Annotated in this window: 17 protein-coding genes; 8 read left to right on the forward strand and 9 right to left on the reverse strand. The window is 39.9% G+C overall.

The window, feature by feature from the left end:
- Positions 1–38 precede the first annotated feature (38 nt).
- Positions 39–557, forward strand: a complete 519-nt coding sequence (locus FAZ15_RS12990) for a 3'-5' exonuclease (protein ID WP_136901751.1) — start codon at positions 39–41, stop codon at positions 555–557.
- A 21-nt stretch (positions 558–578) separates the two neighbouring features.
- Positions 579–1568, forward strand: coding sequence for a mannose-1-phosphate guanylyltransferase (locus tag FAZ15_RS12995; protein ID WP_136901752.1), 990 nt, complete (start codon positions 579–581; stop codon positions 1566–1568).
- 278 nt (positions 1569–1846) lie between these two features.
- On the opposite strand, the gene FAZ15_RS13000 is transcribed toward FAZ15_RS12995, so the two are convergent.
- Positions 1847–2434: a hypothetical protein gene (locus tag FAZ15_RS13000; protein WP_136901753.1), complete on the reverse strand. Its 588-nt coding sequence runs from the start codon at positions 2432–2434 to the stop codon at positions 1847–1849.
- A complete protein-coding gene (locus FAZ15_RS13005) occupies positions 2434–3252 on the reverse strand; it encodes a metallophosphoesterase family protein (RefSeq protein WP_136901754.1) in 819 nt (272 codons plus the stop codon). Before FAZ15_RS13005 ends, FAZ15_RS13000 begins: the two co-directional genes overlap by 1 nt.
- Before the next feature lie 287 nt (positions 3253–3539).
- Here FAZ15_RS13005 and FAZ15_RS13010 point away from each other — a divergent pair, with 287 nt between their 5' ends.
- Entirely contained in the window at positions 3540–6887 is a 3348-nt protein-coding gene (locus FAZ15_RS13010) for a DEAD/DEAH box helicase (RefSeq protein WP_136901755.1), read from the forward strand.
- A 147-nt stretch (positions 6888–7034) separates the two neighbouring features.
- Here the strand turns inward: FAZ15_RS13010 and FAZ15_RS13015 are convergent, their stop codons facing one another.
- A complete protein-coding gene (locus FAZ15_RS13015) occupies positions 7035–8135 on the reverse strand; it encodes a DUF4407 domain-containing protein (protein ID WP_136901756.1) in 1101 nt (366 codons plus the stop codon).
- Positions 8136–8286: 151 nt separating this feature from the next.
- Between FAZ15_RS13015 and FAZ15_RS13020 the strand changes: the two genes are divergently transcribed.
- Together FAZ15_RS13020 and FAZ15_RS13025 are read left to right on the forward strand one after the other, a co-directional pair.
- Positions 8287–10401 (forward strand): M3 family metallopeptidase, encoded by a 2115-nt coding sequence (locus FAZ15_RS13020; RefSeq protein ID WP_136901757.1) that lies wholly within the window; start codon positions 8287–8289, stop codon positions 10399–10401.
- A gap of 233 nt (positions 10402–10634) precedes the next feature.
- A complete protein-coding gene (locus FAZ15_RS13025; protein ID WP_136901758.1) occupies positions 10635–11714 on the forward strand; it encodes a DNA alkylation repair protein in 1080 nt (359 codons plus the stop codon).
- A gap of 514 nt (positions 11715–12228) precedes the next feature.
- On the opposite strand, the gene FAZ15_RS13035 is transcribed toward FAZ15_RS13025, so the two are convergent.
- On the reverse strand, positions 12229–13926 hold the full coding sequence (locus tag FAZ15_RS13035; RefSeq protein ID WP_394343814.1) for an ABC transporter ATP-binding protein: 1698 nt from the start codon (positions 13924–13926) through the stop codon (positions 12229–12231).
- Between the two features lie 68 nt (positions 13927–13994).
- Positions 13995–14780 carry a tRNA pseudouridine(38-40) synthase TruA gene (gene truA / locus FAZ15_RS13040; RefSeq protein WP_202912393.1) on the reverse strand — a complete coding sequence of 262 codons (786 nt, stop codon included), beginning with the start codon at positions 14778–14780 and terminating at the stop codon, positions 13995–13997.
- A gap of 239 nt (positions 14781–15019) precedes the next feature.
- Between truA and FAZ15_RS13045 the strand changes: the two genes are divergently transcribed.
- Positions 15020–15493, forward strand: coding sequence for a DUF4293 domain-containing protein (locus FAZ15_RS13045; protein ID WP_136901761.1), 474 nt, complete (start codon positions 15020–15022; stop codon positions 15491–15493).
- A gap of 7 nt (positions 15494–15500) precedes the next feature.
- The gene (locus tag FAZ15_RS13050; protein ID WP_136901762.1) at positions 15501–15956 is read left to right on the forward strand and encodes a hypothetical protein; all 456 of its coding nucleotides are present in this window, start codon (positions 15501–15503) and stop codon (positions 15954–15956) included.
- Here FAZ15_RS13050 and FAZ15_RS13055 read toward each other — a convergent pair whose 3' ends face one another.
- Complete coding sequence (locus FAZ15_RS13055; protein ID WP_136901763.1) at positions 15957–17183, reverse strand: NAD(P)/FAD-dependent oxidoreductase; 1227 nt, start codon at positions 17181–17183, stop codon at positions 15957–15959.
- Positions 17184–17275: 92 nt separating this feature from the next.
- Positions 17276–17815, reverse strand: coding sequence for a DUF2892 domain-containing protein (locus tag FAZ15_RS13060; protein ID WP_136901764.1), 540 nt, complete (start codon positions 17813–17815; stop codon positions 17276–17278).
- 261 nt (positions 17816–18076) lie between these two features.
- On the opposite strand from FAZ15_RS13060, the gene ung reads away from it, so the two are divergent.
- Positions 18077–18751 (forward strand): uracil-DNA glycosylase, encoded by a 675-nt coding sequence (gene ung / locus FAZ15_RS13065; RefSeq protein ID WP_136901765.1) that lies wholly within the window; start codon positions 18077–18079, stop codon positions 18749–18751.
- Here the strand turns inward: ung and FAZ15_RS13070 are convergent.
- Together FAZ15_RS13070 and FAZ15_RS13075 are read right to left on the reverse strand one after the other, a co-directional pair.
- On the reverse strand, positions 18748–19827 hold the full coding sequence (locus tag FAZ15_RS13070; protein WP_136901766.1) for a DUF6695 family protein: 1080 nt from the start codon (positions 19825–19827) through the stop codon (positions 18748–18750). The two genes, ung and FAZ15_RS13070, sit on opposite strands and share 4 nt — an antisense overlap.
- 8 nt (positions 19828–19835) lie before the next feature.
- Complete coding sequence (locus FAZ15_RS13075; RefSeq protein WP_136901767.1) at positions 19836–20306, reverse strand: Lrp/AsnC family transcriptional regulator; 471 nt, start codon at positions 20304–20306, stop codon at positions 19836–19838.
- Between the last annotated feature and the right edge of the window lie 142 nt (positions 20307–20448).

Raw genomic sequence — 20448 nt, forward strand, 5'->3', positions numbered from 1 at the left:
TACAGATATTCAATATCAAATTGTTAACTTTGTTCAGTATGGAAACATTTACCGCGATAGACTTTGAATTAGCCACTTCTGATTATGTAAGTGTGTGCTCGGTGGGGATCGTAAATGTAGTAGAGGGAAAGATCATCAATGAATTTTACAGTTTAGTACGCCCCCCACAGAATAAATACATGTGGCAAACCACACGTGTTCATGGTATTAAGGCAAAAGATACTTTAAACGCGCCTACCTTCAAAGAGTTGTTTCCACAGTTAGAACCTTTGCTGTCCAACCAGAAAATGGTTGCACATAATGAGCTTTTTGACCGATCAGTGTTGCAGCGAACGATGAAATTTTACGGATTGAACTACAAATCCTTAGATCTACCCGAAAAATGGGATTGTACCAGCAATATTTACAGAGCAAAAGGTTTTTTAAAAACAAAATTAAGTATGTGTTGTCAGGTAATGGGTATCCCCTTAGACCATCATGATGCGCTATCCGACGCCCGTGCGAGCGCGCTGTTATATCTACATCAGGATAGAGCGGCTGATTCATTAATTATTTAGATATCTACGAAAATAAAATATATGGCATCTGTTGTTAATGTAATATTGTCTGGAGGCGTGGGATCGCGTCTATGGCCTTTGTCTCGTAAGTCAAAGCCTAAGCAATATATTCCCTTGTTTGAAGGACGGTCCCTGTTTGAACTAACGGTAGCCCGAAATCAGACCTTCACAGATCAGACCCTCATGGTAGGTGGAATCAAAAATGTAGACCTAGCTCGGGAATTCCTTCCTGCGACCAAAAGTCAAACAATAGTCGAGGCAGCACCTCGCAACACCGCGGCGGCGATTGCTTTCGCCGCATTGGCATGCGATCCGGATGACATCCTGATCGTTACACCGTCAGATCATTTGATCGAAAATCAGGAAGCATATGAAAATATTATGCGCGAAGGGATAAAATATGCTGAAGAAGGGTTTTTGGTGACATTCGGTATCCAGCCCACACGTCCGGAGACCGGATATGGCTATATTGAATATCAAGGAAACGATGTGCTTTCCTTTCGCGAAAAACCCAATGAAGATACCGCAAAGGAATTTCTGAAAAAAGGAAACTTTTTATGGAACTCTGGAATATTCTGTTTTAAGGCATCCATTTATTTGGAGGAGCTGTTCCGTTTCGAGCCCAAAGTATTCCGCACATCCAAAGAAGTTTATGAATCTGCCAATGGAGGCCAATTTTCGGCAGATCTTTCCGCTAAGATACCCTCAAAGAGCATTGATTACGCCGTAATGGAGCGCAGTGAACGCATAAAAGTTATTCCCTCTAACTTTATTTGGTCCGACATGGGGTCTTACGATTCTTTATACGATTACCTCAAAGTAAAAGGGCATCAAGTCGATGGTAGCGGGAATATGGTCATCGGCACCCAAAAATATGTGTCTTTCTTGGGGGTAGAAAATACCATTCTCGTCCATACCGAAGATGCCATACTCGTTGTGCATAAGCGATCGTCACAAGATGTCAAACATTTGTATGAAGAATTGGAAAATCATAATTCGCCTTTACTGTAAATGCGGGGATATTAGGCTGTTAGACTTGATTCGAAAATAAATAATTAGGATTTTCTTAAAAAAAGAAAGGTTTTCAAACGGGGAGAATGAAAACCTTTACTAACCAATTATAAACCTAAATTATGATGATACAAATATAAGGCGATTTTTGATATGTTGCAAGCAAAATGTTTAAATAAATGTATGTTTAACGTTTTTTAACATTAGCGCCCGTTGGGTGTGCTAAATCGTATTTTTAGCGGGAGAGCACGAAGATTTAAAAGCCAAACTCGCGCGAACTATGGCTTTAAATGAAATACCAGTCCAAGTCCTGAGCTGACAATATGATTAAACTGCACCGATGGAAAATTTTTAAAAAAATGGATTAGATATTTATCCGTTGTACCCACCTCATAGTAGAGCCCCCAGTTCTTATAGCGTACTTCGCTACCCAGGAAGCCCCCTATATTTAATCCCGGTCGGATTAAATAATAATTGGGTTCATAGTAGCTCGGCAGTTTGAAGAAAAAATCCTCATTCAGGGCATAATTGACCCATAGCCCCATCTGGAGCCACTCCACATGGATATCCTCTTTATATTCGCGATGTAGCGTACTGTATTTACCTTTAACGGTCAAGGAATGGATAGGTTCCGTGCCCGAGTACCTGCGCGGTACAAACCCATATAACAGATCCCCTTTCCAACGTTTGTTGGGCGATTCGTAACCAATACCTGTCGAGAACATACCAATATTTCCGGCAAATTGAAGCTTGATATTGCTGGGCATAATCTTGTAGGCCAGATCAGATTTTTGCAGGGTATCCTGGGCCGATACAACGTCTGCGAGAAAAAAGGAAAGAAGCAGCAATAAAATGTAGGCTCTCATTAGTAGTGGATAAGATTTACAGAAATGGATTGATCGTCAACAACGGTTACCTCTACAAACGAACGCTTCTCCAATGAGGGAGCGATGAGATAGGGCATGCCGTCATTGTAAGGCTCGTCGTACGAAAAGACATGCGTATGCCCATGGATCGACAGGCGTGCTTTATCGGTAGACGCAAGTAGCTCCGTAAAAGAATCAACTTTATTGGGATCGAAATCTGCGGACATCGGAGGTACGTGCGAGAGGAAAAATATATGATCCGTCTCTTGGGCGTCCGTCTGCTGGATCTGCTGGGCGAGCCACTCCTCGTTGGGAAGAGTCCCGTCAAATCCACGCTCCCTCGAATTAGAATTGAAGACAATAAATGCACTTTTTCCATATCGGAAAGTGAAGTCGTCGGGCCCGAAGTATTTTCGATATATTTCCGATCCATTGCCGAGCATATCGTGGTTTCCGATCGTCGCGATATTTGGAAATTTCAACTTTTTAATATCATTGTAGTAGTCATTATACTCGTAGTTCGCACCAAAATCGGTTATGTCGCCACCGTGTAATACAAAGGCGATCTCCTCGTCGGTATAGTGCTTATTGGCATATTTTACAAAATCGCTCAGCTCACCCAATGCAATCTGGGTATCCGAGATAACCAAAAAAGTAAAGCTGCTTTTCTGTGGAAGCGAGCGGATCTGTTCAACAGCATTGACGTTAAGATCACTTGCCAGGGGTCTTACCTCCAATAGCGAGTATTGAAAAGCTTTCTTACAGCCTGTTAGCAGCAGTAGTATTGCCACACCAAATAAAAGTATATTATTCTTCATTGTCTATGCAGTCTTTAAATAATAATAAAACCTACCATTAGGGGTAGGTATCCTACCGTTATGCACGCTGTTTTATGGTATTTACGTACCATAAAAACAAACAATGCCGGTATTAGCTTTCGCGGGGTAAAATTATAATTTAATATATTAACTTTTTAGGTGGAAAAGTCAGAGTAGTTTCATGTTTTACAAATAGTAGAAAAATCAATATTTTAGCGAACTTGCGGTTGCTTGCATGTGGGAATGTATCTTGCGTGCGAATTTTAGGATAAGAAGAGATGCTAGGCATGCGTGAATCGTTACACGAATATATATTACACGATACGGATATACACAAACTATCTTACATTGGCTTATTGAAACATGTTCAATCCGCGGCTTCGTTAGATACGCAGGATTTCGGATCCATTTATCCGATCGCACTTGAAATCAATGCAGGCGTTTTTTCCAAGACAATCAATGCAATCGCATTTCCAACAGTAGCGGTCAGTCAGGTAGGCACATCGTTGACGACCTCCTGTTCCTGTGATCATTCCAATAGCCAGTTTCTTTGCCCACACCAAGCCGAAATTATTTTATGCATTTTAGAACAGAAACATTTTCGCCTCTTTTTTGACCGTATCCTCCGTCGACAGACCCTACTCCCCGTTGCTAAAGGATACGGACTGGAAAATGAAACTAACTTGGATATTTATTTTGAGTTAATATATCAAGGTGGGCTAGTGGATATACAGCCCAAGTTAAAAGAACTGCTGAAACACGATACAACCGTATTTACGCAAGAACTTTTACCTCGGCGTAGATCCAAGATAGTAGCGCTTGCCCTTCGGGATACCGGAAAGAAACAGATCCTTGTAATCAGCAAACATCGATTTTATCATCAGCTGAGCATTCAGGTAATGGAAGGCGAAGAAACCCGATCGGGCAAGGTCAAAAATCCGCTGACAACGATTGATGCCAAGCAACTAATATGGAAATCCCAAGATATACTACATGTTAAATTTTATACAGCGGTAAGTGCTTTCCAGTATAATTATACGACGGAAATTGATGAGACTGAATACGACGCCCTAAAGATCATTGTACAGAATCCACTGGGGCTGGATACGTATTACCACGATAAAAGCATATCGGAAAAAATAACCGCAAAATCCATTGTACCTATCGAAATCGATATGCTGCAAGCTGAAATAGAATTGCATGTCTTTAAAAAGGAACCGTTTTACGAAATTACTGGGCAACTGATATTTAATGATGATACAATATCTTTCAAAAATGTGACCATTCGAAATGAATACTTTGTCGTACAACGTAATAGAATGAGTTTGGTAAGTGACCCTGATCAACTTCGGGTGATCAAGTTCTTCAAGCGTAATAATGAGAAATTATTGATACACTCTTCTAAATATGACGAATTTCTCCAGACCGTTCTCTCCGCCTTGGGGCAGCGTATCCGGATCAACTACAGTTACATTAGAGCAGCTACAGCGGTTGAATTAACGGAGAAAAGTTGTCAAAGAGAACAGGTTGTCTATTTGCATCAAGAAGGCAGTTATATTTTTATCACGCCCGTTATGCGGTATGGTATAATCGAAGTGCCTGTGTATTCGCGACAACAGTTGTTTGATACCGACCGAAACGGGAATCTGTTTCAGATTGAGCGCGATCAGGCAGCAGAATTGCAGCTAACGACCCTGATCATGCAACAGCATCCTGATTTTGAAGAACAGTTACAGGAGAATGAGTATTTTTATCTGCATAAAGATGCCTTTTTGGACGACAGCTGGTTTTTGGATGCCTTCGAGTTATGGAGGCAGGCCGGAGCGACCATCTTAGGATTCAATGAGCTTAAGGTGAATACATTAAATCCGCATAAAGCCAAGGTAGACATACAGGTCGTCAGCGGAGTAGATTGGTTCAATGCCCATGTAAAGGTGCGTTTTGGCAGACAGCAAGCTTCCCTCAAGCAATTGCATAGGGCGATCCGCCACAAACGTAAATTTGTACAGCTCGACGATGGAACACAGGGCCTCCTGCCCGAGGAGTGGGTGCAGAAAATTGCTAGCTACTTCCAGGTCGGAGATATCGATAAGGAGTTGATCAAGATCCCCAAGGTCAATTTCACCGCGATTTCAGATCTGTTTGAGAAAGAAATGTGGAGTAAAGAAGTCGAGTTTGAATTAGCAGCATATGCACAGCAATTTCTGCAGATAAAGCAGATCCCCGAAGTACCTGTCCCTATAGGCCTACATGCTACGTTGAGGCGCTACCAACAGGAAGGCCTGAATTGGTTGAATCTCCTCGATCAGTTTAACTTTGGAGGCTGTCTAGCGGATGATATGGGCTTGGGCAAGACCATACAGGTTATCGCCTTCATCTTGTCACAGCGTGATAAGCATACCCATCATACCAATCTGATTGTGGTACCGACGTCCTTATTTTCCAATTGGCAGGAAGAGCTTACAAAATTTGCACCTTCGATATCGGTAAAGGTGCATTATGGCGCGGATAGAAGTAAGAATACAGACGACATGTGTGAATATGAGGTAATCCTGACCTCCTATGGTATGCTGCTTTCCGATATCCGATGGTTAAGAGAGTTTCGGTTCAACTACATTTTTCTAGATGAGTCGCAAGCCATCAAAAACCCAAATTCCGAACGCTATAAAGCCGCCTGTTTGCTGCAGTCTAGAAATAGAATAGTACTTACGGGCACACCGATTGAAAACAACACCTTTGATCTGTACGGGCAGCTTTCCTTTGCCTGTCCTGGGTTGTTAGGAAGTAAGTCCTATTTCAGGGATGTGTACGCACTGCCCATTGATAAATTTCAATATAATAAGAGAGCTCTCGAATTGCAGGAGAAGATCAAGCCTTTTATGCTACGTCGTACAAAAAAGCAGGTTGCGAAAGAACTACCCCAAAAAACCGAAATGGTGATTTTTTGTGAAATGAATGCAACACAAAGAGAAATATACGATAGGTATGAACGGGAACTGCGGGAATATATATCTGCTGTGGACGAGGACGAAATCCATAAAAATGGTATGCACGTACTAACCGGACTCACCCGTCTGCGACAAATCTGTAATTCTCCTGTATTGTTGAAGGAAGGCTATTCCGGAGCCGATGCGGTCAAGATCGATGTATTGATGGAGCAGATTGTCAACAAATCCGGTGAGCATAAAATTCTGATATTCTCTCAATTTGTAGGCATGCTGGATCTCATCCGAACCGAGCTCGAGAACAGCGGAATACCTTTTGAGTATCTAACGGGGCAGACCAAGGATAGAGGTGCCAAGGTCGATAATTTTCAAGCCAACGAACATATTCGGGTATTCCTAATCAGTTTAAAAGCCGGCGGTACCGGCCTCAACCTGACGGAAGCAGATTACGTCTATTTAATAGATCCCTGGTGGAATCCTGCGGTAGAGAACCAGGCTATCGACCGGAGCTATCGGATCGGACAAACAAAGAATGTAATTGCTGTACGGTTGATTTGTCCCGACACGATTGAAGAAAAAATTAGACATCTTCAACAACGGAAAAGCAAACTCGCTCAAGATCTGGTAAAAACAGAGGCGTTCGCGCTGAGTAATTTATCCAAAAATGATTTGCTTGAATTGTTGAGATAATGTGTTGATGGTATACTTAAAGTTAAAAAGTTGTTAAAATGAGACGACCATTGTAACAAATTGCGGTAAACTTACGTTATTTGTAATAGGTTAATAATTGGTTTGAAAGATCCTGTCGCTCCCCGCTTCAGGATCTTTCTTTTTATTTCATTTCGACGCCTCGTAATCCTCATTCAACCTAGCCATACGCCGTTGTATTGCTACATCAGTACGATGCCCTTTCAATTTATCCAAGGCCTGCTTTTCTACATCAATATTCGTGTCGGATTCGTAATTATTAATGATTTTTTGACTCAATATTGCGTTATCATATGTATCTCGCCCGCTCATTAGTTTTACAAACACAGGTAAACATTCAAAAAATATAAAAAGAAGAGCAATGAAAATGACGGCATATTCAGTGGATTCATTTATCGTGCCGTCTGGATTTTTATGAAGGTTGCTCAAAGCCGCATTTCGGTCAGCAAATCCAGCAATATTTATTACGCTATCCAACCCTTTGTCCGACAATATCTTTTGATCCATCAGACCTTCATGTGTTTTTCTATCCAATAATTGAGATTCCTTGGTCTGAATGCGCGAACGTAAGGTGTCCAAATAAATTTCTTGTTTTTTTAGATTTTCTTCCTTCATCTTTGCATAAGGCCCATAGCCTAATACGCCGGAAGTTTCTTCTGTCTTCGTTCCGAAAATTTCGTGATTTAGCTGTTGCCGTGAAGTTCTAATCGTACTTTCTAGCGAATCGGCCTGTTTTTTTAAAGCGGTAAGCTGACTATATTCTACCAGGTATTTATTTTCAAATGTGCTATTCAACGTATCAATAGTGGCGCGCTGCTGTTTGAGGTATTCCACTCGAAGATGCTCTTTGATTTCTTTGTCAAAAATCTTTAGTTCAAGTGGACGTGAGATCACCAATCCGATAATTATAGCCAATATAATACGTGGCAGTGCCTGTAAAAATTGTTTGCCACTAGACTGTGTTTTGTCGATGCTCAATACGATGTATCTGTCCAGATTGAAAATTGCCAACCCCCAAGTTAAACCAAATAAGAGCGCATAAAATAGCGCATTGGGACTTCCACTGAATACAAAATATAAGGCATATCCACCTGCAATACTTGCGAAAAGACCGGTAAAAAAAATTGTCGCACCGATGCTTACATATTTGCTATGTTCTTCAGGACAACGTACTAGTGTCTTTTCGTGAACACCTGCGCACCACCAGAAGAATTGTTTTATTGAGCTCATTTTAAAAAATTTACTATTTGACGCTTTTTATGGATAAAAGTAACAACAAAACCAGAATAAATTTTAAAAATATGTTGATGCAAAAGGATTGCTCAAATAATCCTTACCTTTGCAATTAATTTTAGTAATGCAAATAAATAATAAATCCGAAATGAATAAAAAAAGTTTCTTACCCTTTATGGTAATCGCTTCAATATTTGTTGGTTGTAACAGTGAAGAAAAGCAAAATCAATCAGACAATCCCTTGTTGATTGATAGTGAGACACCTTTTAATGTTCCTGCGTTTGATCAGATTAGAGATGAACATTTTAGACCTGCTTTTGAGGAAGCATTACAGCAGCATAATTTGGAAATAGAAAAAATCGTTAGTAACCAAGACGAAGCAAGTTTTACCAACACTATTTTGGCTTTGGAAAATGCCGGATCACTACTTAACAAGGTTTCTACTGTTTTCTTTAACCTCAATTCAGCGAATACAAATGATACCATTCAAGCTATAGCTAAAGATTTGGCTCCTGTACTTTCGGCACATAGTGACGAAATCAATCTTAATCCAAAACTTTTTGCACGTGTAAAAGAAGTTTATAGTAAAAAGGAAAGTTTGGGTTTGGATGCCGAGGATATTAAATTGCTGGAAGAAACGTATAAACGTTTAGTACGTTCGGGAGCAAATTTATCAGACACAGATAAGGAAAAGCTTAAAAAGATTAATGCCAAGCTTTCGATCTTGACAACGCAATTTGGACAAAACCTATTGGCCGAGACCAACGCGTATGAGCTGGTCGTGGATAAAAAGGAAGATCTAGTAGGTTTACCCGAGGGATTAATCTCGGCAGCGGCAGATGTGGCCAATGGAAAGGGCAAAGAAGGAAAATGGGTGTTCACACTTTCGAATCCTTCTGTTATGCCGTTTTTGCAATATGCGGATAACCGCGACCTACGTAAACAAATCTGGGAAGCCTACCAATTGCGAGGTAACAACGGAAATACGAACGACAATAAAAAAGCATTGGTAGAGATTGCAAACCTGCGGTTGGAAAAAGCGAAATTACTTGGATACCCGTCGCATGCAGCTTACGTATTGGAAGAATCTATGGCGTCAGATCCAAAAAGTGTATATGAATTACTGAATAAACTGTGGGCTCCTGCTTTGGCGAAGGCCAAGATCGAAGCCGAAGATATTCAAAAGGAGATCGAAGCCGCTAAAGATACATTCGAGGTTGCTCCGTACGACTGGAGATATTATGCCGAAAAAATCAGGGTTAAACGTTTTGCGTTGAATGAAGAAGAGATCAAGCCATATTTTAGCCTTGCAGCAGTACGCGAAGGCGCATTTGCAACCGCCAGCAAGTTATGGGGCTTATCGTTCGTTGCATTAAACAACGTGCCTGTCTACCATCCGGAGGTGGAAGTTTACGAAGTAAAAGATAAAGACGGATCGCACCTTGGCCTGTTATTTGCAGATTTTTTTCCACGCGAATCAAAACGTGGGGGGGCTTGGATGACTTCTTATCGCAAGCAGTATAAAGAAGAGGGACAGCGTATAGCACCCGTAATTTCTATTGTGTGCAATTTTACAAAACCAGTGGGAGACCAGCCGGCATTATTAACATTTGATGAGGCAAGTACGCTATTTCACGAATTTGGCCATGCGTTACATGGTTTATTGTCCAATGTTAAATATAAGTCGCTTTCTGGAACATCGGTACCGCGTGATTTTGTAGAGTTACCTTCACAAATCATGGAAAACTGGGCCGCTGATGCAGAAGTACTAAAAACATATGCAAAGCATTATCAAACAGGTGAAGCAATCCCAGATTCATTAATTGCAAAAATGGATAAAGCCGGTACGTTTGACCAAGGATTTGCAACAGTAGAGTATTTGTCTGCTTCTCTGTTGGATATGAATTATCACGCTGCTACCATTCCGATTACTGCGGAAGTAAATGCTTTTGAAAAAAGTGCTATGACAAAAATTGGCTTAATAGATGCGATCATTCCGCGCTATAGAAGTTCCTATTTCCAACACATTTTCTCAGGAGGATATTCCGCAGGCTATTACAGCTATATTTGGTCTGAAGTACTGGATTCTGATGCATTTGCAGCGTTCAAGGAAAAAGGGCTGTACGATCAAGGCACTGCAGCCTCATTCCGTAAAAATATTTTGGAGAGAGGGGGAACGGGTAATCCGGCAGAGATGTACCACACGTTCCGTGGGACAGATCCAAACCCGATTCACTTGATGAAAAAAAGGGGACTGAACTAAAGTACCATCTAAAAAAAGCAAACTGAAAAGTTTGCTTTTTTTATGCTCTGCCAAAATCCAATAGGATGGAACGGCAAAAGTTAATTTAAACATATAACTCAATACCATTAAATTGGGTAAGCAATGAACTTCATGTTTTTTATTAGACAACTCAACACAGGGATACCTTTGTACATACGATAGAAGTTTTTTTGAAATATGGAAAAGCAATTGGCATTTGTTATTTTTATGCTATGGAACCACTTAAAGAAATGTTTAATCGGGAATTTTATGTAAACTTTGCTCACGTCTTCGGCGAGGTAACCAAAGACTTTCATGTGGATTCCTTTCTAGGCGATGTCACCCGTGACATGGACACACTCTCGTTGAATGGCCGACTGCGTAATACATCACATGTGCTCAAAAAGTATCTTCCTACAGACTATAAGCGGGCTGTTGCCATTCTGTACGAAGCTGCACCATCCTTGCCGAGTGGTTACACCGCTCTAGTATTACCCGATTACGTGGCTTTATATGGAAAGCAACATTTCGATCTGTCTATGGAGGCCCTTCAGTATTTTACCAGGTACGGTTCGGCAGAATTCGCTATACGTGAGTTTCTCAAAACGGATTTGGTCAAAACATTGGATGTCATGCATAAATGGGCCGAAGACAGCAACGATCATGTAAGACGTCTGGCCTCCGAAGGAAGTCGTCCGCGACTTCCTTGGTCCTTCAAATTGACAGAAATCATTAAACAGCCGATGTTAACGCAAGGTATTTTGGAAAGATTAAACGCAGACGAAGCTCTTTATGTACGGAAATCCGTTGCAAATCACCTGAATGACCATACTAAAGACAATGATTCATACATGCTTAAACTCGTCAGTAGCTGGGACAAAGCCAACAAACACACATCTTGGATCATTAAGCATGCGATTCGCTCACTTATTAAACGGGGCAATAAAGAAGCGCTGATGATTTTTGGCTTTGAGAATGAGGTATCGGTCAAACTGGATAACCTTACTACAGACAGAACCTCTCTGCAATTAGGTGATTCACTACATTTCAGCTTCGGATTGAGTAGCGAAAGCGAGCAAGAACAAAAACTAGTTGTTGATTATGCCATTCACTATGTAAAAGTTTCCGGTTCCCGTACAAAAAAGGTGTTTAAACTGAGAGAGGTAAAGATTCTACCAGGCCAGACCATCCAATTCAGCAAAAAGCAACAATTCCAGGATCTGACTACTCGAAAACATTACGCCGGCGAGCATCAGTTAGAAATTCTTGTCAACGGAAAAGTAAAAGGTAGTATTGGATTTGAAATAATATAAAAATTTCCGTAATAAAATTTGGATATCCAAATATCTTATTTATATTTGATCTAAATAAGATTAATGTATGTGTCAGTCCATTATATTAAGCACTAAAGGTAATACAACAATAAGTTATTGTAGTCAATGTCAAAGTCATTATATATGGCAGAATTCTTTCCTGCTGACTTTTAATGCCAATCAGTATACTAGTTTCTTAGTTGAAATAAAAAGTAAAATAGGGACAGAAGAATTTGTCAGATTTCCAGATGGAGACTCTAGGTTACTGCTCACTACCCCGGTATATGAAATTTTATTTACGTTCACAGAAGACGAATGGGCTGATTTCACAGGATCACTAAATGAAGCCTATTATATGCGTGAAATTTATCAATTAATAAATTAACAATATTAAGTCCTAGCGGCTTGTGCGTTTTACCAATGCAACGAGCCGGTTAGGCACTATTTTCTAGTTGTTGTATCTCTTCTCAATAGACAATTCCCTCAATGGATTTCCCTGCGAGGGATTGTTTTTTTAAATCCCAATCGAATTGAACTGCAAGTCATACAGTTTTTTGTAATGTCCGTCTAGGGTAAGAAGTTCCTGATGCGAGCCCATTTCCTTAATTTCTCCTTTATCGAGTACGATAATTTTATCTGCTTTTTGGATGGTAGATAACCGGTGGGCGATAACAATTGCCGTTCTTCCTTCCATTAGATTGTCGATCGCAGACTGAATGAGTTGTTCGGTTTCCGTGTCGATGGAAGAAGTAGCTTCATCGAGAATTAATATTTTAGGATCATGTACGAGCGCACGGATGAAGGATACCAGTTGGGCTTGTCCTGCAGAAAGCGTTGCTCCGCGCTCTTGCACTTCATAGTTGAAGTCATTTGGAAGGCGCATAATAAAATCGTGTGCTCCAACTTTTTTGGCAGCATCTATAACATCCGATTTTTGAATGGCAGGATCACGCAATGTAATATTATTCAGGACCGTATCCGAGAATAGAAATACATCTTGTAATACCGTAGCGATAGTTTTGCGCAAAAAGTTTAAATCGTATCTGCGGATATCTACACCATCCAAAAGGATTTCCCCTTTTTGAATTTCATAAAAACGGCTTAAAATATTTATGGTTGAGGATTTACCCGCACCCGTGGCACCCACAAGTGCCAACGTCTCTCCGGCGCGAACTTTAAAGTTAACATCTTTCAATATCCATTTTTCATCGTTGTAGGCAAACCAAACGTTTTTAAATTCAATCTCGCCCCGGATCTGATTGGGTTTGTATGTTCCCTCATTGGGCGTAGATTCATTGGTGTCCAACACTTCAAATATCCGCTCTGCAGAGATCATTCCCATCTGAAGCGTATTAAACTTATCAATAAGCTCACGGATAGGCCTAAAAATCATATTGATGTACATCAGAAAGGCAACTACAACTCCCGGCGAGATAACATCGACCAAGATTTGTTTTGAGCCGTACCATACCAATAGACCCGTTGCGATTGCTATGATAATCTCTAAAACCGGGAAAAATATTGAAAAATACCAATTGGCGCGAATATGCGCATTTCGGTGCTCCTTGTTGATGGTCTTGAATTTTCGGATTTCCTGCTCTTCTCTTGCGAAATATTGAATGATGCCCATTCCCGAAATATGTTCTTGCAGAAATGTGTTGAGGTTCGAGACCCAAAGCCTTACAGACTGAAAAGCAGATTTCATAGCTTCTTTGAATACGTAAGTTGCCCCGATCATCAGTGGCATAGGTATCAGTACAATTAAAGTAAGACGCCAGTCAGTATAAAACATGACGCCGAGAATGACAACCAATTGTAGCAGATCCCCTATAATTTGGATCAATCCTTCAGAAAAAATATTGGATATAGTTTCTAGATCGGAAATTGTACGTGTGATCAATCTCCCAATAGGTGTATTGTCAAAGTATTTTAATCTGAGGTTGGTAATATGATTAAATACCTGAATCCGAATGTCACGAATGACCGATTGTCCTAACATATTGGTCATTAACGTGTGAAAATAACGTATAACGGTCTGTGCAATGAGCAAAAGCATCATGACGATCAGCATCGTGGTCAAACCGGTGTAGTTGGCGGACAAAATATAACGATCTAACGTATGTTCTATCAGGAGAGGAAGAGCCGGCGCAACAGCAGCCAGTAGTATGGTCAATATAACGGATATCCAAAATACACGGCGATAAGGCTGCATGTATTTCGTTAACCGACTGATCAATCTGCCGTCGTAAGCTTTTCCTACTATTTTATTTTCTTTCAATGCTATTCTTTAATTGGGTCAATATAAGGATATTTTATCTTAGTGAGGTACAATCCATGTGCTGGAACCGAGGTGCCAGCTTTTGAACGATCTTGACTGGCGAGTACCTCTTCTACATAAGAAATTGACTTGCCTTTGGCACCGACTTCTAGCAATGTTCCGACAATAGCACGCACCATATTACGTAGAAATCGATCGGCTGTAATATGGAAAACTAATTTTTCCGCTACCTCTATCCATTTCGCTTCTGTTATCGTACAGATATTAGTGAATACCTGCGTGTTCGATTTGCTAAAACAACCAAAATCTTTTTTTCCCAATAACAACTTGGCAGCCTCATTCATTCGTTGCACATCCAGTCGATCCCGGAGCTGCCATGATCTATTGATCAAAAAAGGGTCCTTTGTGAAATGAACATGATATTCATACGACCGTTCAGTTGCGTCGAACCGAGCATGTGATGCTGCCTCTACCTCTAAAAGGCGGGTTACAGAAATATCAAAAGGTAGTAGAGCATTCAGTGAGTGTACGAATCGGTCGGGACTATTTATAAGTAATATATTATCACTGTCAAAGTGCACATAGAGTTGCTTTGCATGTACTCCAGTATCCGTCCGCCCCGCACCGAGAGTTTCCACTTCGGCACGTAATAAAGTCTGTAAAGCAAGGTTTAGTTTTTCCTGTACCGATACAGCATTAGGCTGTATCTGCCAACCATGATATGCCGTACCGTCGTAAGCAATTTCTAAAAAAAAGCGTTTTGTACCTTTCACCAAGCAAAGGTACATAAATTAGTAATGCGCTAAAATGTCCAGTAAACCTAAAAGGTCTAAAACACGAAAAATGACGGTAAGCATATGATTTAGAATGTCGAGGTTGAAGTTGATGATAAACTAAATCATCTTTTTCGTGTTTATACTGTATTCTATGTGCAAAGTATGTTATTTACAGCAGATGGGAGGCTGATAACTTGCATTTACACGACAAGTTATCTAAGTTTGTTGTCAATTAAAAATATCGATATTCTATGATACAGCGTATTCAAACAATATGGTTACTATTAGCTAGCATTGTCATTTTTGGACTATTTTTATTCCCTTACTTAAATTATAACGATTTAGTAGGCTTAGGAAAAAAATTATATGTAACGGGTTCCTATACCGCGGTAAATGGTGAGCCTATAAAACAACAGTCGAATATATTACAGATGATAGCAACCGTGATCTTAGGCCTGTTTCCCCTTTATATTATTTTCCAGTTTAAAAACAGAAAACGTCAGGTACTGTTAGTTTTAATAGAAATTTTGCTGATCGTTCTATTTGGCGTTTGGCTTATCGTGACGGCGAATCATACGCTTTCGCTGACATCACAATCCATTGGAGCTCATAATATTGGTATTGGATTTTTCTTGCTACCGATAACGGTTATACTTTTAGGAATGGCAGCTGGCGGCATTCGTAAAGATGAAAAAATTATCAAATCAGCGGATCGTTTAAGGTAGTAAGAATATGAAAAAGGTACTTTGTGGGTTGTCTTTTATATTATTTACCCATTTAGCATTTGCACAGGAAATAGATACTACGGCGATACTGGTGGATGAAATTCAGGTGGATATAAAGCAAGTAGGACTTTCAGCAAAAGGGGATACTGCTACCGTAGACCTGTTTCTGATATCTTATCAGCGGAATCCGCGGGAGTTTAAGTTAAATACCTATGCTACACAAGTGGGCGATTCGAAAGGTAACTACCATTTATACGATAGTATGAAGATGGGGAAAGTACTCGTCTTATTGGCCGACCGTCAAAATTATCTTCATTATTTTATGGAAGAGGATGTTCCCGTACCTTTGCAAATCAAGGTAGCAACTTGGACTAAAGACAGGGGAAAACCCACATATCTGAAGCTGGTATTTGAGGACAGCAAAGAAGAAGGTAAATATTTAGAAAAGATTGTTCAGTTATAATCAACAATCTTTTTTGTTTTTTAACCTTTTAAATCCGTACACTTCCAGTCTAGGATCGTGTATCCCCCTCACGATGTTGCTGATTACCTGTGCGCCAATCATGCTAAACGTGATGCCATTTCCCCCATAACCTAATGTAAACAGCATTTTTGGATGACGAGGCCAAGCACCGATAAATGGTAACCCATCTGCCGTAGCGCTAAATGTACCGCACCAACTCATTTCCGTAACAAAAGGTATCTCAGGAAACATTTTTCTGAATTTCCTTTCTAGTGCTTTTGATTTGGTTCTGAGTTTGTCATCCCGTATGTCGGGAGCGGAATAAGGGATGTCTTCACCGCCGACGATTATCCTGTTGTCGTCTGTAGTTCGCATGTAGAGATAGGGATTTTTAGTTTCCCATATCAACGCTCTTTTGTGCCATAATAATTTGGGATCTACAGGCTGCGAAATGATTGCGTAAGTAGATAGTAATGTCATGACTTTTTGCGGTAAAAAATCACCCGCTTCAAACCCTGCGGCCACAACCACGTATTCACAGGTAACGGTGTAGCCTTCTGTTGTGGTTAGGGTATAGCCGTTCTTTTGCTTCCTGTAGTTTTCTATTAAGGTGTGGGAGTAGATCTCCAATTTTTTATTTTTCAGGTAATGATTTAGGATGCCGGTAGCACATTGGTAACAATCTATTTGAGCAGAGCTGTCGTTGTAAAGGGCAGCTTCATTGTCGACGCCCAATGTTTTAGCAAGCTGTTGCTTATTCAGAAATTGTATCGGTAGGTCATTTTTTTTGCGCACTTCATATTCTTTTTCGAGCAGTCGAACCCCACGCTGATTGCTGGCCAGGAGGAAAGTGGGAATCTGCTTATAACTTCCATCTGCTTTTGTTTCTTTTAATACCTCACGAATATCAGCAATGGAGTTAAGACAATCTTTATAGGCACGGACGGCGTGGTCTTCACCTACCAATTCGATCAGATTGGTTAAAGGTTCGTCTATTTCGTACTGCAATTGAGATGTACTGGCGGCGCTACTGCCTAAGCCAATAGAACGTTTATCGATGATCACACAGGCGATATTTTGCTTACAGAGCTCATGAGCAACTAGGCTTCCTGTTATGCCAGACCCGATAATGGCCACTTTTGTTTGTATGTTTGTTTTGAGGGGATTGAAATGATTAAACAATTTGTTTTTTACAATCCAATAAGGAAGACCTGAATGTAGCTCCATAAATCAAGATTAGTTAATCCCTAAACACAGATCGGTATGCAATGGTTTGTGCGTGATGCAATAAAAAAGGCTAACAATTTGTTAGCCTTAATTTATCTTGAATACCTGAACTGTTGTTTGTCCATCATTGCCATCTGTTCCTTCATCATCTTGATCTGATCGGCTAGCAATTTGTTTTTATCTGCTTTCTTAGCCTCTTGTAATAATTTTTCAGCCTCCCTTTTGTTCCGTTTGGCCATCATTACACCCGCTAAACTCAATTTTGCCAATGCGACGTTATGATCCATATGTAACCCTAAAGTCAATGCTTTTTTAAAGAATTTCTCGGATTGCATGGGAGCTCGCTGAGACTCGATAAGTCCTAATAGCAAATGATAATAGCCCTGTTGAGCAGAAATGAGCTGCTTTTCATATTCTTTAATATTATTCAACCACTTCTCTGCACTAGCAATATTTTGTTTCCGAAAATACCATTGTGCAATAAGCATGTTTTCATTAAAAAAAACAGTTACCCAAGCTAGGATGGTAACCAGTATCCCCAAAATACCCCATCCCCAATGGCCAAACCAAAACAAAGCAACGGTTCCAACCAATAAAAGACTACTAATTATTATGCGCACTAAATTTGACATCTCTCTCCTTCTAAATTTACATACAAACTTAGAAAAAATGCTTTGCATTCACAAACCAAACGCAGTGATCTCATTCATGTCTTAAAACAAATATTGATGAACTTAAGCGAAGCGTTCTTGAATGCAGAAAATAGACACATCATGAAAAATAATTTGCATTTTTGTTCTTTGCAATTATAATTGTATGTAAATACAAATTACGAATAATGTTTTTCTATTAGGCTTTCGTGAATACGAGGCATTTTACATAAGTTTGAGTATATGAACACGAAATATCACGAAAGTTGGACCCCGATATTGAAGCCTTTATTCGCGCAAGAATATGTGAAAAGATTATCTCACTTTGTTCAGCAAGAGCGTAAGCAATATAAAGTTTTTCCTCCTGAAGAGCTTGTTTTTAACGCGTTCAAACTTACCGGGTTTCAGGATATCAAAGTAGTGATATTAGGGCAGGATCCTTATCACAACGATGGACAGGCTCACGGGTTGTCGTTTTCTGTACCCGTCGGGATTCCCTTTCCTCCATCACTTAAGAATATTTTTACGGAATTGGTTTCTGATATTTCGGGTTTTCGTTATCCCAATACGGGGGATTTAACCAATTGGGCTCAGCAAGGGGTTCTATTGTTGAATGCAACCCTGACCGTCCGGGCACACCAAGCAGCTTCTCATCAAAAAATGGGTTGGGAGGAGTTTACGGACTCAATAATTAAGAAAATCGCTGAAGAGCGAGAGGATGTAGTCTTTTTGCTGTGGGGCTCATACGCCCAAAAGAAAAGTGTATTTATCGATTCGTCGAAACATCTTATTTTAAAATCTGCACATCCATCACCCTTGTCCGTCTATCGCGGTTTCGCAGGCTGTAAACATTTTTCGAAAGCGAATACATATCTCATTAAGCAGGGAAAGGAACCGATAAATTGGCAGATTGGTTAGGCATATAATTCCGTCGCATCTTTACTGATCTGATCCGTAACAAGAACTCGTTCTACATGATGGATTTTATATTTGATTCCTCCCTGTTCAATATGGGTGAATAGCAAATGGCTGTCGTAAGCAACTTTCCAGGGTTTGTTGAAATCAATAGCTTCCTCTTTTTTGCCAATCACAATATATTCCAGCTCACCTAATGAGGTGTAGCGCTTAATAGTAAGCTTGTTTTTATCGATAGGCTTTATGGAATACCATGCGCCGTCCCCGACACCGCCCAAATACATGGCATCCTTCGGAATCACAATGGGTTTTGACCTGAAATCTACCGCTCCAATTATTTGGTCATTGGGCAGGAGATTTGCCTTGTTGCGGTAAACATTATCACGCAACTGCTTGACTAAAAACCAGAACGATTGCCAGCGGTTCATTTTAAAGCTTTTTAATCCTTCTTTAGGAGTAAAAGAATAGACTATACCATCTTTAGCTGTATTCACTACATTGCTTATCGGGCTAGCTTTTATAGTTTCCGGAATGTTAATACCATGCCAAAAATGATACTTCGGCGAAGCTTTCATAAGCATTCGAGTGATGAAACGAGAACAGTTGTTGTTGTCCTTAGCTACAGCACCGTAAGGGTAAGTTCCTTGTTCCACGCAAGTGTCACCATATTTTTTTGCTAAGTAGAAATCAACGTTTTCTACCACAGAAAAATAAACTCTTCCTTCGCCATACATCGCCGGTTTAAGCTCTTCAAAATGATTAATAATTTCAGGTAGATTTATGATCTCATTGTGTTGAACCGTTGCTTTGACTTTTATTTCCAACCGCGGATCAGAAAATTTGGATCGTGCTCTTCCATATCCTCTTGGAGTGATGTAGCGGCCAAAATCATAAAACAACATTTCACCGTTTTTTTGATTTACAATCACGATACCGGTGTGGCCTACTTTAAAATTTAGATTTTTGACAATCCCAATTTTCTTAAAAAACATCATCCATTTTTCGTCTCCCCTTATAGTGGCATCTGGCCAGGTAAGGATAACTGCAAAATCGTTAAAGGATGAGTTTTTTTTAAGCATAGGATGGGTTAATATTCTAAAGGGATAATGGGTTCTTTCTTGGATGTAGACATAATCATCATGGTCTGAAAGGTTTTAACGAAAGGTATTTTCGAAATTTTTTCCATGATAACAGCCTCGTAGGCTTTGATGTCTTTAACATATACTTTTAGGATAAAATCACAATTACCCGTCACATGATGGCATTCCGTTACTTCGGGAATAGATTTTACTGCTTCAACAAATTCAGGAATAGCATTGTGCGTATGAAAGTCCAAAGAGATCTGAATAAAAGATTTAATACCAAGACCCAACATTTCTTCATCAACAAAAGCGTGATAGCTTTTTATAAAACCGCCATTTTCCAATTTGCGTACACGTTCCAGGGTAGGGGCTGGCGAAAGACCAATGTTCGTAGCCAATTGCAGGTTGGTGATGCGTCCATTTTCCTGTAACAACCGCAAAATCTTTAAATCTAATTTATCGAGTTGATATGTCATATTATCTGGTAGTACTATCAAAGGTATGTAAACTTAGATAAAATGCTTTGCATTCACAAACCGAAAGAATATATCGTTAAAAACTATCTTTAAGGATTCTTTAAATAGATTTGATTTATTTGACATCATTTTTATGTCATAA

It is taken from the genome of Sphingobacterium olei, from assembly GCF_005048855.1.
GTDB lineage: Bacteria > Bacteroidota > Bacteroidia > Sphingobacteriales > Sphingobacteriaceae > Sphingobacterium > Sphingobacterium olei.